Source organism: Novosphingobium naphthalenivorans NBRC 102051 (assembly GCF_001590985.1).
Taxonomy (GTDB): Bacteria; Pseudomonadota; Alphaproteobacteria; order Sphingomonadales; family Sphingomonadaceae; genus Novosphingobium; species Novosphingobium naphthalenivorans.
Genome location: NZ_BCTX01000048.1, coordinates 24,676 through 39,198, shown reverse-complemented (window position 1 = coordinate 39,198; position 14,523 = coordinate 24,676). Strand labels below are relative to the sequence as shown.

The following is a 14,523-nucleotide window of genomic DNA, read 5'->3' as shown; positions in this document are numbered from 1 at the left end:
ATGGATTACGCCAGCCGACCCGCCGTTCTGACTGCCGATGCGGCAGGAATTGCCGAGGCCGCGCGTGTGCTGCGCGAAGGCGGGCTTGTCGCGGTGCCGACCGAAACCGTCTATGGCCTTGCGGCCCGTGCCGACCGCGACGAATCCGTTGCGGCGATCTATGGCGCCAAGGGCCGGCCCAGCTTCAATCCGCTGATCGTTCATATTGCCGATGTCGCCGCCGCGCAGGAGCTGGCGCTGTTCGATGACCGGGCGCTCCGGCTGGCCGAAGCGTTCTGGCCGGGCGCGCTGACTCTGGTCCTGCCGCTGCGTCCCGGTGCGCCGGTGGCGGCGGCCGTGACGGCAGGACTGCCGACGATTGCCCTGCGCTGCCCGGCGCACCCGGTAATGCGTGCGATCATAGCCGCCGCCGGCCTGCCGCTGGCGGCGCCGTCGGCCAACCGCAGCGGCGGTGTCAGCCCCACCGATGCTGCGCATGTGCTGTCCTCGCTGGGCGGACGGATCGATGCCGTGGTCGATGGCGGCGCTTGCGAGGCGGGGCTGGAATCCACGATCGTGGCCCTGCGCGAGGATGGGCGCGAGGGCGGGCGCGAGGACGGGCGCTGGCAGGTCCTGCGCCCCGGACCGATCCCGGAATCCGCGCTTCGTGCCGTGCTGGGCACGCCGAGCGACGCCGTGACGTCACAGGAGATCGAGGCGCCCGGGCAGCTTATCAGCCATTATGCCCCGGGAAAGCCGGTGCGGCTGAATGCGGTGACAGCGCAGGCAGACGAATTTCACATCGGTTTCGGTGCCGTGGCGGGTGACGTCACGCTGTCAGCTTCGGGCGATCTCATCGAAGCGGCCGCGCGGCTCTATGCCTTGCTTCATGAAGGTGCGGCTTGCGCGCAGCCGAAAATCGCCGTCGCGCCGGTCCCTGCCGAGGGTGTCGGAGAAGCCATCAACGACCGGCTGAAACGCGCGGCCGCCTGAAGGGCGGGCCGGTAAGGGTCAGTACGGCGTGCTGGCGCGCATGTGCTGGATATCGGCGTTGTCGTCGCGGGCCTTGAGGCAGGCCCGTTCGTCTCCGTCGTCGCACTGGCGCATGTGCTTTTCGTAGCGGCGCTGGGCCTTGCCCAGTTCTTCCTCGTGTTCGCGCATCCGCCGCCCGCGTTTCTCGTCGGCTTCGGACTGGCTGGTCGTCGCCATGTCGACGGCCTTGCCAGTCACGCGCACGGGCGCCGTTACGACTTTGGCGGCGGTGCTGATGCAGCCGGAAACCAGCGGCACCATACCGAGCGCGAGGGCGGGAAGCAGCGAAGACGATTTCATGGTGCGGACAGTCTCACAGTGATGTTGAGGTACGATGAACGATCCGTTTGCCACAAACAAGAAGGCCGCCTCCTTGCGGAAGCGGCCTCCTGATCTTTGCGAAATCACCCGGTCAGGCGGTTTCGGCCGTCTCGTAGTACTTGGGCGCGTACTCGTTGAGGATCGCGAGGATCTTCTGGAGTGCGGCGGGCTCGTCGGTTTTTTCCATGGCCGCGAGTTCGCGGGCCAGGCGGGACGAAGCCGCTTCGAAGATTTGCCGTTCCGAATAGCTCTGTTCCGGCTGATCGTCGGCGCGGAACAGGTCACGGGTCACTTCGGCGATCGAAACGAGATCGCCCGAATTGATCTTGGCTTCGTATTCCTGGGCGCGGCGCGACCACATGGTGCGCTTGACCTTGGGCTTGCCCTTGAGGGTATCGAGCGCTTCGCGCAGGGTCTTGTCCGAAGACAGCTTGCGCATACCGATCGATTCAACCTTGTTCATCGGAACACGGAGCGTCATGCGCTCTTTTTCGAAACGCAGAACATAAAGCTCAAGTTGCATGCCGGCAATTTCCTGCTTCTGCAACTCGATCACACGGCCTACACCGTGCTTCGGGTAAACGACATAATCTCCAACATCGAAGGCGTCGGCCTTGGTTGCCATGTATCGTCCTTTCACCTGCAGGGGCGGAGCAATGTGTGCGGAAGGGTGTTCCGGGGGACGTGCGACCCGGAGGCAAAAACCTCCGCCGCCCGGTCAGATCACTCTCCCAACCGCTTGCTTTCGAACCCTGCCTCGCAATGAAAACGCCTGCCAGACGAGCAGAAGGCTCGGGCAGTTGACATATTGTATAGCATCGATGTGACAAAATTGCCAGAGGCGAGCGAACGTTTCCGTTCCGCTTGCTTCAAGACATGCCGAAACGGGACGATCCGGCTTTCGCGGCGCGGCTCATGTCGAGCCCGCCGCTGTCAGGAAACGGCGGATATCCGCCGTTTTTGCACCGTGGTGTGCGCGATCAGTCGCCTTCGCCGGGTTCGGGCGAGAAGTACTTTTCGAACTTGCCTTCCTCGTCCTTCATCTCGTCGGCGTCTTCCGGCGGATCCTTCTTGGAGGTGAGGTTGGGCCATTCGGCCGAATACTTGGCGTTGAGTTCGAGCCACTGCTCAAGACCGTTTTCGGTATCGGGCAGAATCGCCTCGGCCGGGCATTCGGGTTCGCACACGCCGCAGTCGATGCACTCGTTCGGGTTGATCACGAGCATGTTCTCACCCTCGTAGAAGCAGTCCACGGGGCAGACCTCTACGCAGTCGGTGAACTTGCACCGGATGCAGGCGTCGGTGACGACATAGGTCATTGCGGCGTATTCCTTCCCTCAGGCATCGTTACGAATGGCCGCTGCTATGGGATCAACCGGGCCGCCGTCAAGCACTCTGTAACAGGCCTGTGCTTCCACGGCCGGACCGCGCCGTACCGGAAGCGACACAATCTCGATTACGCGCACCCCTGTGCCAAAGGGTACTGTCAGCACGTCTCCCGTGGAAATTCGCTGATGGGCACGGTCGATACGCCGTCCGTTGAGCCGCATGTGGCCGTCTTCGGCCATTGCCTGGGCAACCGGGCGGGTCTTGGCCAGCCGCAGATACCACAGCAGCTTGTCGATCCTCATAAGGGGCCGATCCTCATAAGCGACCGGCCCTCATAAGAGACCGATCCGCATCAGCGGACCATGTCCGCCAGTGCCGCAAAGGCGCTGTTCTGGGGGGCGGCGGCCTTGCGCTCCGGCTGGGCTTCCTTGCGCGGCGGGCGCCAGCGCCAGCGTACCGGGGCAGGGGGGCCTTGCACGCCTTCCGCCAGCGGGCGCGGCATGACCGGCTGGAAACCGCCCAGACGCAGCAAGCGGGCATAGCTTGCCGTCGTCAGCCCCATCGAGACGGCCTTGGCAGGATCGAGCTTGAAATCGCGCGCCTTGCCTTCCTTGCGGCTGCCGTTGTCTCCGCGCGCTTCATGCGCCTCGCGCAGCAGCTTTTCCGCCATGTCGAGGCGCACCAGTTGCTTGCCCAGGTTCCGGTAGCCGGGCAGGCGGCCGTGCGCGGTGGCGGGCAGGGCGGGCGGCATGTCCGCTTCCGGCGGCCCGCCCGCAGCGGACTTGCCGGCCAGTTTCGACAACTGGCGCCACAGCATGATCGGGCGCGGGCGCAGCATGGCCGGCACGAACAGGTCGAGCGTGCCGACCCGCACGCCCAGCTTGGCCAGCATGGTGCGACGCTGCTTGTCGAGCCGGTCGACGCCCGATTGCTCGCGTGACGTCATGCCGCCGCGCTCCACCAGCGTGATGAGCAGGGCGCGCAGATCCGGGCCGGCATCCTCGGCGCGGCTGGCCTCGTCCAGCTTCTGCAGGGGTTCGAGCGGGGCCAGGGCCTTTTCCAGCCAGGCTTCCAGCGCGGCGACAAGCGCCTTGCGCGAAGGGCCGGGAATCGCATCGAGCGTGCGGTCGGGCACCAGTGTGGGGGACAGCAGCGAGCGTCCGCCTTCCAGCGCCGCGATGCGCTCGCCGTCCCAGGTCAGCACGCCGTCTTCCAGCGTGATTTCGGCCGAACCGGCGTGAATGGCATCCGCCAGTGCCTCGGCGCGGGACTGGAGCAGGGCGGACAAGTGCTTTTCGGCCGCGGCCAGCAGCAGCTTGCGGTCCGAGAGCCGGGCACCGGGATCGACCTTGAAGGCAAAGCCGCGCAGGCTGCCGATGTGTTCGCCTTCGACCAGAACTTCCTCATCCTCAAGACGGACCGAAAGCAGTCCGGAGTCGGGTCCCAGTTTCTTCATCAGTACGGCGGTCCTGCGGTTGATAAATCGTTCGGTCAGCTTGCCGTGAAGCGCATCGGAAAGTCTAGCCTCGACGGCACGGGCACGGGCGGCCATTTCATCCCGGGCTAGCACCCAGTCAGGCCGCTGGGCGATATAGGCCCACGACCGGATCGCGGCAATCCGGCCCTGCAGCGTGTCGATATCGCCGCCGGTGCGGTCAAGCTGGGCGATCTGTGACGCCACGAAGTCCGCCCCCAGTTCGCCCGCGCGCAAGTCCTGCCAGAGCCGCGCGACGAAGCGCGAATGCGTCTCGACGCCCTGCTGGCGGAAATCGGGCAGGCGGCAGACTTCCCAGAACCGTTCGACCTGTGCGGCGCCGCGCACGGATTCAGCCAGGGGCGGCTCTTCGGCGAGGCGTTTGAGCACGGCAAGGTCGATGGCCTGCGGCGCCAGGGCCAGTTCGGGCCGCGCTGGCGGCGTTTCGAGATCGGCGATGAGCGTGGCGAGGCTGTCGAAGCGCGGTTCCGGTTCACGCCAGAACAGCCTGGTGAGCGGCGGGAAGCGGTGCTCCTCGATCGCGTAGATCTCGTCCGGCTCAAATTCGGAATCGTGCCCGCCCGAGCCCGTGAGAGTGCCGAAGGTCCCGTCTTTCTGGTGGCGGCCCGCGCGCCCGGCGATCTGCGCCATTTCCGAAGAGGTCAGGCGCCGGTGGCGCTGGCCGTCGAACTTGGAGAGGCCCGCGAAGGCGACATGTTCGACATCGAGATTGAGCCCCATGCCGATCGCATCGGTGGCCACGAGGTAATCGACCTCGCCCGACTGGTAGAGCGCGACCTGGGCATTGCGCGTCTGCGGGCTGAGCGCGCCCATCACCACCGCTGCGCCACCGCGGAAACGCCGCAGCATCTCGGCGATGGCATAGACCTGTTCGGCCGAGAAGGCGACGATGGCGCTGCGCGGCGGGATGCGGCTGAGCTTCTTCGCTCCGGCATGAGTCAGGGTGGAAAAGCGCGGGCGCGTGACGATCTCTGCTTCGGGCACGAGCGCCTTCACCATCGGTTCCAGCGTGGAGGAGCCGAGGATCATCGTTTCCTCGCGCCCGCGCGCGTGCAGCAGGCGGTCGGTGAAGACATGGCCGCGTTCGCGGTCGGCGGCGAGCTGGGCCTCGTCGATGGCGACGAAGGCCATCGAGCGGTCCATCACCGGCATGGCTTCGGCCGTGCACAGCAGGTAGCGCGCCTGCCTGGGCTCGATGCGCTCCTCGCCGGTGATCAGGGCGACGCTGTTTTCGCCCTTGATGTGGCAGACACGGTCATAGACCTCGCGGGCCAGCAGCCGCAGGGGGAAGCCGATCATGCCGCTCGAATGCGCGCAAAGCCGTTCTATGGCGAGGTGCGTCTTGCCGGTATTGGTCGGGCCGAGCACGGCCTTGACCCTGCCGGGCGCGTCGTGTCGCGATGAGACGTGCGGGGTGTGAACCATCACGCGGCAAATGTGGCATTGCCATCCGCCGCTCGCAAGTATCGGCTCACCGAAAAAGGGGGCGGAAATCCACAACCTTAGGAGGGGATTAACCTTGAGCGCGCAGATGTTCTGCTAGAGGTCCTGCATCGAGGATCTCGGCTCAGGGGGAAAGGCCCCGGAGATCCAAGGGTTGCAACGTCGCAAGTGAGACGGGAAGCGGGGCGTTTTGTTCAAGGCGCTGGACGATAACTGCGAGGATATCGGCAAGGGTGCGGGCAGTGCCGCGGCCCTGTCGCATGCGCAGGTGATCGCCGAACACGCCAAATCCGCATCCGATCCGCTTTCGCCGGCGAACGATGAGGCCGGTGTCTCGGACACTGGCGCTGCTGCCGAACAGCCGGCCGGCTGTTTCCACGCGTTCGAGGCCTGGTGTGCCCGGACCGATCTGGCGCCGGATCTCGCCAGCGACATTGGCAGCCGCAAGTGGCTGCGCGGTCTGGCCACGCTGCTCGGGCTGAGCGCGGTGGCGATGGCTCTCTGGCCCAACTTTTCCGCCGTCGAGGCCGCGACGGCGATGCCCGTGGGCAGCCGCGAGCGCGACGAATTCCGCAGCCAGTCGATTGCCCCGCTGGCGCTGGGGGCTGACAGTGGCCGGCATATGGGCGCAAGCCCGCTGGTTCACCCGCTGGCCAAAGTGCCCGAACGCCCCAGCATCCAGCTGGTCTCGACGCTGGGGCAGGGCGACAGCTTCGGCCGGATGCTCGAACGCGCCGGGGTAGGCAGCGGCGATATCTCGCGCATTTCTCAACTGGTCGGCAATGCCGTGCCGGTGAGCGATATCGCTTCGGGCACGCAATTCGACATTACCCTGGGCAGGCGTCCGGAGCCCAATGCCCCGCGTGCGCTCGATTCGCTGGATTTCCGCGCCCGTTTCGATCTCGACCTGTCGATCGAGCGCGGGGCAGAGGGCGGGCTTTCCCTTGTGCGGCACCCGATCGCCGTCGACGCGACGCCCTTGCGTATTCGCGGGACGGTCGGTTCGAGTCTCTACCGCTCGGCCCGCAATGCCGGGGCACCCGTGGCGGCGATCCAGTCGTATCTGCGCGCTGTGGACAAGTACATCAACCTTGAGGACGGGATCAGCGCGTCGGACGAGTACGACATGATCGTGGCCTACAAGCGCTCGGCCAAGGGCGAGCATGAACTGGGCGACTTGCTCTATGCGGGTATCGAGCGCGACGGAAAGCCGCGCCTGCAATTGCTGCGCTGGGGCAAGGACGGCCAGATGTTCGCCGCCTCCTCGATCGGCCAGCCGCGCAGCGTGCCGATCGGCCAGCCGGTGGCGGGGCGCATCACTTCGACTTACGGGATGCGGCGCCACCCGATCCTGGGCTATGTGCGTATGCACGCGGGCATCGATTTCGGCGCGCCTTACGGGTCGCCGATCTATGCCGTGGCGGATGGCACCGTCACCTATGCTGGGCGCCATGGCGGCCATGGCAATTATGTGCGCATCCAGCATTCGGGCGGTCTTGGCACCGGCTATGGCCACATGAGCCGCATTGCCGTGGCCAATGGCGCGCATGTCCGGGCCGGGCAAGTGATCGGCTATGTCGGCTCGACCGGCCTGTCCACAGGACCACACCTGCATTTCGAGGCTTACCGGAACGGCCGAACCATCAATCCGGCCGGGATCAGCATTATCGCCAAGCCGCAGATCGATGGCAAGGAACGCGATGCCTTCAAGGCGCAGCTCCGCTCGCTGCTGACGGTCGAGCCGGGCGCGGCGCTGGCCCCGATCACGCCGCCTGCAAGCGAACATGCCGAAGCCGAGCGCGAGATCGACCGGCTGGCGCCGAAGAAGATCGGCTGATCCGCGCAACTCCGCGGACATTACTTGCAATTGAACCCTTGCGGTTTTTCCGGCAATCCCCCGTCATGACCGGAACCTATCCCCACACCCGCCTGCGCCGCGCGCGCGCCACGGCCTGGAGCCGTGCGATGCACCGCGAAACCATTCTCACCCCGGCAGACCTGATCTGGCCGCTCTTCGTCACTGAAGGGCGGGGTGTGGAGCAACCCATCGCCTCGCTGCCGGGCGTGTCGCGCTGGTCGGTGGACCAGATCGTGGCGCGTGCGGAAGAAGCCGCCGATCTCGGCATTCCCTGCCTGGCACTGTTTCCCCACACCCAGCCCGAACGGCGCAGCGAGGATGGCAAGGAAGCGCTCAACCCGGACAACCTGATGTGCCGCGCGATCCGCGCGATCCGGGATAGACTGGGCGATTCCATCGGCCTGCTGACCGATGTTGCGCTCGATCCCTATACCAGCCATGGGCAGGACGGGCTGATCGACGAGGCCGGCTATGTGCTCAACGACGAGACGGTGGAAGTGCTCGTTGGCCAGTCACTGAATCAGGCGGCGGCGGGCGCCGACATCATTGCCCCATCGGACATGATGGATGGCCGCATCGGCGCGATCCGCGACGCGCTGGAGGACGAAGGGCATATCAATGTCCAGATCATGAGCTATGCGGCGAAATATGCCTCGGCTTTCTACGGCCCGTTCCGCGACGCGGTCGGCTCGCGCGGTCTGCTCAAGGGCGACAAGAAGACTTACCAGATGGACCCGGCCAATACTGAGGAAGCGCTGCGCGAGGTCGAGATGGACCTGGCCGAGGGCGCGGACAGCGTGATGGTGAAGCCCGGCCTGCCCTATCTCGATATCGTGCGCCGGGTGAAGGAGACTTTCGAGGTTCCGGTCTTCGCCTATCAGGTCTCGGGCGAATACGCGATGATCGAGGCGGCGGTAGCCGCCGGTGCGGGCGACCGCGATGCGCTGGTGCTGGAAACGCTGCTCGCCTTCAAGCGCGCGGGCTGCTCGGGCGTGCTGACGTATCACGCCGCGCACGCCGCGCGGTTGCTCCATGGCCGGCGTGCCTGAACCGTTCCGGTTGGAGACCGAGCGGCTGGTTCTGCGATCGTGGCGTGAAGAGGATGCAGTTCCCTTCGCGGCCATGAACAGAGACCGGCAGGTCATGGCACACCTTGATGGCCCCATTGATCGTACCGCGAGCGATGAGGTGATCGTCCGAATCTGCGCAACGGAGGCTGAGCAGGGGAATTGCTTCTGGGCTGTCGAGCGCAAGGCTGACCGGACTTTCATCGGTTTCTGCGGATTGCGGCGTGGTGGACACGCCGGTACTCCGGTCGTCGATGAACTGGAGATCGGCTGGCGTCTTGCGCACCACGCATGGGGACAGGGCTTTGCACGCGAAGCCGCCGAAGCTTCGCTGCAGTGGGGATTTGCCCATCGTGAAGCCCCTAGGATCGTGGCGTGGACAGTTCCTGCCAACACTGCGAGTTGGGGACTGATGACCAGACTCGGCATGATGCACAGGCCGGACCTGGATTTCGATCATCCCCGTTTCCCAGCGGGTCATCCACTATGCCGTCATCTGGTTTATGTGATGGAGCGCGATATTTGGCTGAGCAAATGTTCAGACACCTGAGTTCCGGCTGGATACCGAGCGGCTTGCTTGAGAGCCCGTCTCTGGCCCATGGAGATCCTGACCAGAGCCGGAGAGGACCATGACTGAACGCACCGACATCACTTTGGCTGCCATCAACGGCAAGAGCCCGAAGATCCATTCCAGCGCCTTCATCGCGCCGGGTTGCCGGATCATCGGCAATGTCGAGATCGGGCCTGATGCCAGCATCTGGTACAATTGCGTGATCCGGGGCGACGTCAACCGCGTGGTGATCGGCGCGCGCACCAATATTCAGGACGGCACTGTCGTCCATTGCGACAGTCCCAAGCCGGGCAGGCCAGAGGGTTTCCCGACGATTATCGGCGACGACGTGCTGATCGGGCACATGGCCATGGTTCACGGCTGCACGCTGGAGGATCACGCCTTCGTCGGTCTCGGCGCGGTCGTGATGGATGGCAGCCATATCGAATCCGATGGGATGCTGGCGGCCGGCGCGATGCTGACAGGCAAGCGCATCGGCGCCGGGCAACTCTGGATAGGCCGCCCGGCCAAGTATCTGCGCGATCTGGATGAAAGCGCGATTGCGGCCAACCGGACCAATGTCGCGGGCTACGTCCTCAATGGCAGGGCACATGCCGAGGCGCTTGGCGTGAAAGGCTGATGGCACGGCCGAAAGTTGATCTGCCCGCGGCTGACGCGGTTCGCGAACTGATCGATGGCGAAGGGCGCCTGGCAGTGCGCGTCACGCCCGGTGCCAAAGTGGAAGGGCTGGAAATCGCGGAGGGCAAACTGCTCGCCAAAGTCCGCGCCAAGCCGCAGGATGGCAAGGCCAACGATGCCGTGCGCGACATGCTGGCGGCCGCGCTGGGGCTGGCGCCGTCGCGGCTCGAATTGTTGCGCGGCGCAACTTCGCGCGAGAAGCAGTTCAAGGTGGCGGTTTAGGTTCAGACGCTGGAGCCAAGCTCGCAAGATCTAAACCGGGACCCGATTGGCCCTAGGGATGGTGGCGTAGCTCACCGTGACTCACCCTTTTCCTCCGGGCTCGCAATGACGAAGGGGGAAGAAGAGTCGTCGCCAGTAAGCTTTGGTATTAGCGGTCCGGCGTGTGCCACTCCGGGGCCTTGATACGGCTGTCGCGCAGGCGCAGGGCAAGGCCGATGCCGACGCCCACTCCGATGGCGACGGTGAGGTCGGCCAGCACGGTCAGGACCAGCGTGAGGATCAGCAGCAGGCGGTCCTCCACCGGGGCGGCCCAGTAGCTGGCCCACTTGTGCGGCTCGCTCATGTTCCATGAGGTAATGATGAGCAGGGCGGCCAGGGCCGGCATGGCCAGATAGCCGGCCAGCGGGGCGGCGATCATCATGATGAAGAGAATCGTTGCTGCGTGGATCATGCCGGCCACGGGGGTGCGGCCGCCGGCGCGGACATTGGTGGCCGTCCGCGCGATCGCGCCGGTTGCGGGCATACCGCCGAACAGGGCCGAGCCGATGTTCGCCCAGCCTTGCGCCAGCACTTCGGCATTGGGGCGGTGCTGGGCGCCTTCGACCATGCGGTCGGCCACCATGGCCGAAAGCAGCGATTCGATGGCCGCCAGGAAAGCGATCACGAAAGCGGAGGGCAGCAGTTCGGTCATGCGCGCCAGCGTGATGTTGGGCAGCGCGGGCACGGGCAGGTGGTTGGGCAGTTCGCCATAGCGCGAAAAGATCGTGTCCACCGGCTGGTGCAGGGCGAAGACCGCGAGGGAAACGCCGCCGAGCACGAAAATCGGCCCCGGTATGCGGGGAAACAGGCGGCGCAGCACGACCAGCAGCACCAGCGTGGATACGCCTGCCGCAGTGGCGGCCCAGTTGATCGTCGCCCGGGCGGCCCACAGCGCCTCGATCTTGCCGATGAACTCGGCGGGCACATGCGGGGCATCGAGACCGAAGAAGTCCTTGAGCTGGCCGCTGGCGATGATCACGGCAATGCCGATGGTAAAGCCGTTGACGACGGCTTCGGGCACGAAGGCAATGAGATTGCCCACGCGCAGCAGCCCGGCCAGGACCAGGATGGCGCCGGCCATCAAGGTGGCGAGCACCAGTCCGTCATAGCCGTGCCTGGCCACGACGCCATAGACCACGACGATGAAGGCCCCGGTTGGTCCGCCGATCTGCACCCGGCTGCCGCCCAGCAGCGAAATCAGGAAGCCCGCGACGATTGCCGTGAACAGACCCTTGGCCGGGTCCGCGCCGGAGGCGATGGCGATCGCGATGCTGAGCGGGATTGCCACCATGGCGACGGTAATCCCTGCGAAGACATCCGCAGCGAACAACCGGCCGGTATAGGTCGGCAGCGTGGTCAGCAATTTGGGCTTCATGGCGCGTAATTACAGGATAGCCCTGTAGCGCAGCAAGCCCGTTCTGCTGGCTTCAGCAGGCTCAGGAAGGTTTCAGCCGCGCCCCATGCCGCGGGCCATATCGCCGAGCACTTCGCCCATGGCCTTGGCCATGTCGGCCGGTTCCGGCGCGACATCGGCGATGGCGCGCTGCATCGCCTCGGCCCACTGGCCGGCGGTGGCCTTGGTCATGGTGAAGGGCTTGTGGATGCTCATCATGCAGCGGCCGGGATTGGCCTCGAACCAGTCGCGCGGGCCGCCTGCCCATCCGGCAAGGAACTTGGGCAGCGATTCGCGCATCGGTGCCAGGTCCGGCGCGTGGATCGCGCGCAGTTCGGTATAGGCCGGGTCCTGTTCCATCAGGTCGTAGAAGCGGTTGCAGATCGCCTCGAACACCGGCGCACCGCCCAGCCGGTAGAACGGCGCATTGGGATTGGCAGCTTCGGGCTTGGTCTGGGCGGGGGCTTCGGCTTCGACGGTCACGGTCGGGTTTCTCCGGAAACAGGGGGGCTTATGATGCTGCCCTAGCGCGAAAGTTTCACGTGGAACCTTGATCGCGATCAACCGCGAAGCGGACGAGAGGCTTATTCGGGCAGAAAACGGCCGGACAGCAAAACGGGGCGGCACCCGGCAAGGTGCCGCCCCGTCATGGGCATACCGGACTGGTCTCAGTCGTCGGTGTTTTCTTCCGGCTGGGTTCCGGTCTTCTTTGCCGCCGGCTTTTTGGCGGGAACCTTACGCTTCTTGGCCTTGCTCACTTTCGGTGCGGAGGGGGTCAGCTCGAAGTTGAGCGCGTCTTCCTTCACCGAGACGTGGACTTCGCCGCCATGCGCCAGCTTGCCGAACAGCAGTTCTTCGGCGAGCGGCTGCTTGACCTTCTCCTGGATGACGCGCGCCATCGGGCGGGCGCCGTAGAGACGGTCGTAACCGCGGTGGCCGAGCCATTCACGGGCGTCGGAGTCGAACTGGATGTGGACGTTCTGGTCGGCCAGCTGCAGTTCGAGCTGGAGGATGAACTTGTCCACGACCCGGCTGATCGTTTCCTTGCCGAGGTAGCCGAACGGCACGATCGCATCGAGACGGTTGCGGAATTCGGGGGTGAAGAGCTGCTTCACCGCCTCTTCGCCCGCGTCGGCCTTCGACACGTCGCCGAAACCGATGCCCGACTTGGCCATGTCCGAAGCGCCCGCATTGGTGGTCATGATGAGGACCACGTTGCGGAAATCGACGGTCTTGCCGTGGTGGTCGGTCAGCTTGCCGTTGTCCATCACCTGCAGCAGGATGTTGAACAGGTCCGGGTGCGCCTTCTCGATTTCGTCGAGCAGCAGGACGCAGTGCGGCTGCTGGTCGATGGCATCGGTGAGCAGGCCCCCCTGATCGAACCCGACATAGCCCGGAGGCGCGCCGATCAGGCGGCTGACTGAGTGGCGTTCCATATATTCGGACATGTCGAAGCGCTGCATCGGGATGCCCATGATGCTGGCGAGCTGCTTGGCGACTTCGGTCTTGCCGACGCCGGTCGGGCCGGAGAACAGGAACGAGCCGATCGGCTTGTCCGGATCGCGCAGGCCCGCACGGCTCAGCTTCATGGCGGTCGAAAGCACTTCGATCGCCTTGTCCTGGCCGAAGACCACGCGCTTCAGGTCGCGTTCGAGGTTTTCCAGCGCCTTCTTGTCGTCACTGCTGACCGACTTGGGCGGGATGCGCGCCATGGTCGCGATTACCTGCTCGATCTCGCGCGCGGTGATCGTCTTCTTGCGGCGGCTGGGGGGCACCAGCATCTGCATCGCGCCCACTTCGTCGATCACGTCGATCGCCTTGTCGGGGAGCTTGCGGTCATTGATGTAGCGCGCCGACAGCTCGACCGCCGTCTTGATCGCATCGGGGGTGTAGCGCACGCCGTGGTGCTCCTCGAAGGCCGAGCGCAGACCCCTGAGGATCTTGATCGTGTCTTCCACCGTCGGCTCGTTCACGTCGATCTTCTGGAACCGGCGCAGCAGCGCGCGGTCCTTTTCGAAGTGGTTGCGGAACTCCTTGTAAGTGGTCGAGCCGATGCAGCGGATCGTGCCGCCCGACAGCGCCGGCTTGAGCAGGTTGGACGCATCCATTGCGCCGCCGCTGGTGGCGCCGGCACCGATCACCGTGTGGATCTCGTCGATGAACAGGATCGCGTGCGGCATCTTTTCCAGTTCGGAGACGACCTGCTTGAGGCGCTCCTCGAAGTCACCGCGATAGCGGGTGCCGGCCAGCAGCGAGCCCATGTCGAGCGAGTAGATCACCGCTTCGGAAAGCACTTCGGGCACTTCGCCTTCGACGATCTTGCGCGCGAGGCCCTCGACGATGGCGGTCTTGCCGACGCCGGGATCGCCCACGTAGAGCGGGTTGTTCTTGGAACGGCGGCACAGGATCTGGATCGTGCGGTCCACTTCGGGGCCGCGGCCGATCAGCGGGTCGACTTTGCCCGACAGCGCCTTTTCATTGAGGTTGACGCAGAACTGGTCGAGCGCGGAATCCTTCTTGCCGCCCGGGCTGCTCTTGGTTTCGGCCTTGTCTTCCTGCGGTGCGGCGCTTTCGTCGCTGCCCTTGGGATTGCGGTCCTCGATCCGCTTGCCGCCCTTGCCGATGCCGTGGCTGATGTAGCTGACGGCGTCGAGGCGGCTCATGTCCTGCTGCTGCAGGAAATAGACGGCATAGGAATCGCGCTCGGAGAACAGTGCCACCAGCACATTGGCGCCGGTCACGGTGTCCTTGCCGGAAGACTGCACATGCAGGATCGCGCGCTGGATCACCCGCTGGAAACCGGCGGTTGGGGCGGGATCGCCCTTTTCCTCGGTCTTGAGCGACTGGTATTCCTGATCGAGGTACTGGCGCACCACTTCGCCCAGATCGCCCAGATCCACGCCGCATGCCTGCATGACCTGCGCCGCGTCCGGATCGTCGATCAGCGCGAGCAGCAGGTGCTCAAGCGTCGCGTATTCGTGACTCCGCTCAGACGCGTGAGACAGGGCCGAATGCAGGGTCTTTTCTAGGCTTTGGGCGAAACTGGGCATCTAGGACACTTTCATTGAGAGAGAGGACTCTCCTAGCGGGAGTTTA

The 14,523-nt window shown here is 65.2% G+C and carries 14 protein-coding genes; 6 read left to right on the top strand and 8 right to left on the bottom strand.

Going from position 1 to position 14,523, the window contains the following annotated elements; all coding sequences use genetic code 11:
• Positions 1-972 (top strand): L-threonylcarbamoyladenylate synthase, encoded by a 972-nt coding sequence (locus NN5_RS15830; protein WP_067735316.1) that lies wholly within the window; start codon positions 1-3, stop codon positions 970-972.
• A gap of 18 nt (positions 973-990) precedes the next feature.
• Here NN5_RS15830 and NN5_RS15825 read toward each other — a convergent pair whose 3' ends face one another.
• The 5 genes from NN5_RS15825 to NN5_RS15805 all read right to left on the bottom strand — a co-directional run bounded on the left by NN5_RS15825 (position 991) and on the right by NN5_RS15805 (position 5,581).
• Positions 991-1,311, bottom strand: coding sequence for a hypothetical protein (locus NN5_RS15825; protein ID WP_067735313.1), 321 nt, complete (start codon positions 1,309-1,311; stop codon positions 991-993).
• A gap of 112 nt (positions 1,312-1,423) precedes the next feature.
• On the bottom strand, positions 1,424-1,957 hold the full coding sequence (locus NN5_RS15820) for a CarD family transcriptional regulator (protein ID WP_067735311.1): 534 nt from the start codon (positions 1,955-1,957) through the stop codon (positions 1,424-1,426).
• A gap of 355 nt (positions 1,958-2,312) precedes the next feature.
• Complete coding sequence (gene fdxA, locus NN5_RS15815) at positions 2,313-2,651, bottom strand: ferredoxin FdxA (protein ID WP_067735308.1); 339 nt, start codon at positions 2,649-2,651, stop codon at positions 2,313-2,315.
• An 18-nt stretch (positions 2,652-2,669) separates the two neighbouring features.
• Positions 2,670-2,963, bottom strand: a complete 294-nt coding sequence (locus NN5_RS15810; RefSeq protein ID WP_067735304.1) for an RNA-binding S4 domain-containing protein — start codon at positions 2,961-2,963, stop codon at positions 2,670-2,672.
• A gap of 50 nt (positions 2,964-3,013) precedes the next feature.
• Positions 3,014-5,581: a helicase-related protein gene (locus tag NN5_RS15805; protein ID WP_067735301.1), complete on the bottom strand. Its 2,568-nt coding sequence runs from the start codon at positions 5,579-5,581 to the stop codon at positions 3,014-3,016.
• Positions 5,582-5,789: 208 nt separating this feature from the next.
• Here NN5_RS15805 and NN5_RS15800 point away from each other — a divergent pair, with 208 nt between their 5' ends.
• The 5 genes from NN5_RS15800 (at position 5,790) to NN5_RS15780 (ending at position 9,995) form a co-directional block, all read left to right on the top strand.
• The gene (locus NN5_RS15800; protein WP_067735298.1) at positions 5,790-7,436 is read left to right on the top strand and encodes a M23 family metallopeptidase; all 1,647 of its coding nucleotides are present in this window, start codon (positions 5,790-5,792) and stop codon (positions 7,434-7,436) included.
• Positions 7,437-7,501: 65 nt separating this feature from the next.
• Positions 7,502-8,506, top strand: a complete 1,005-nt coding sequence (gene hemB, locus NN5_RS15795) for a porphobilinogen synthase (RefSeq protein ID WP_067735294.1) — start codon at positions 7,502-7,504, stop codon at positions 8,504-8,506.
• Positions 8,490-9,074, top strand: coding sequence for a GNAT family N-acetyltransferase (locus NN5_RS15790; protein ID WP_067735291.1), 585 nt, complete (start codon positions 8,490-8,492; stop codon positions 9,072-9,074). Before hemB ends, NN5_RS15790 begins: the two co-directional genes overlap by 17 nt.
• A gap of 79 nt (positions 9,075-9,153) precedes the next feature.
• A complete protein-coding gene (locus NN5_RS15785; protein ID WP_067735288.1) occupies positions 9,154-9,714 on the top strand; it encodes a gamma carbonic anhydrase family protein in 561 nt (186 codons plus the stop codon).
• The gene (locus tag NN5_RS15780) at positions 9,714-9,995 is read left to right on the top strand and encodes a DUF167 domain-containing protein (protein ID WP_067735285.1); all 282 of its coding nucleotides are present in this window, start codon (positions 9,714-9,716) and stop codon (positions 9,993-9,995) included. The genes NN5_RS15785 and NN5_RS15780 overlap by 1 nt, the downstream gene beginning before the upstream one ends.
• Positions 9,996-10,143: 148 nt before the next feature.
• Here the strand turns inward: NN5_RS15780 and NN5_RS15775 are convergent, their stop codons facing one another.
• The 3 genes from NN5_RS15775 to clpA form a co-directional block, all read right to left on the bottom strand.
• On the bottom strand, positions 10,144-11,409 hold the full coding sequence (locus NN5_RS15775) for a SulP family inorganic anion transporter (RefSeq protein ID WP_067735282.1): 1,266 nt from the start codon (positions 11,407-11,409) through the stop codon (positions 10,144-10,146).
• A gap of 72 nt (positions 11,410-11,481) precedes the next feature.
• Positions 11,482-11,910 (bottom strand): group II truncated hemoglobin, encoded by a 429-nt coding sequence (locus tag NN5_RS15770; protein WP_067735279.1) that lies wholly within the window; start codon positions 11,908-11,910, stop codon positions 11,482-11,484.
• Positions 11,911-12,095: 185 nt separating this feature from the next.
• On the bottom strand, positions 12,096-14,477 hold the full coding sequence (clpA, locus tag NN5_RS15765; RefSeq protein ID WP_067735276.1) for an ATP-dependent Clp protease ATP-binding subunit ClpA: 2,382 nt from the start codon (positions 14,475-14,477) through the stop codon (positions 12,096-12,098).
• Between the last annotated feature and the right edge of the window lie 46 nt (positions 14,478-14,523).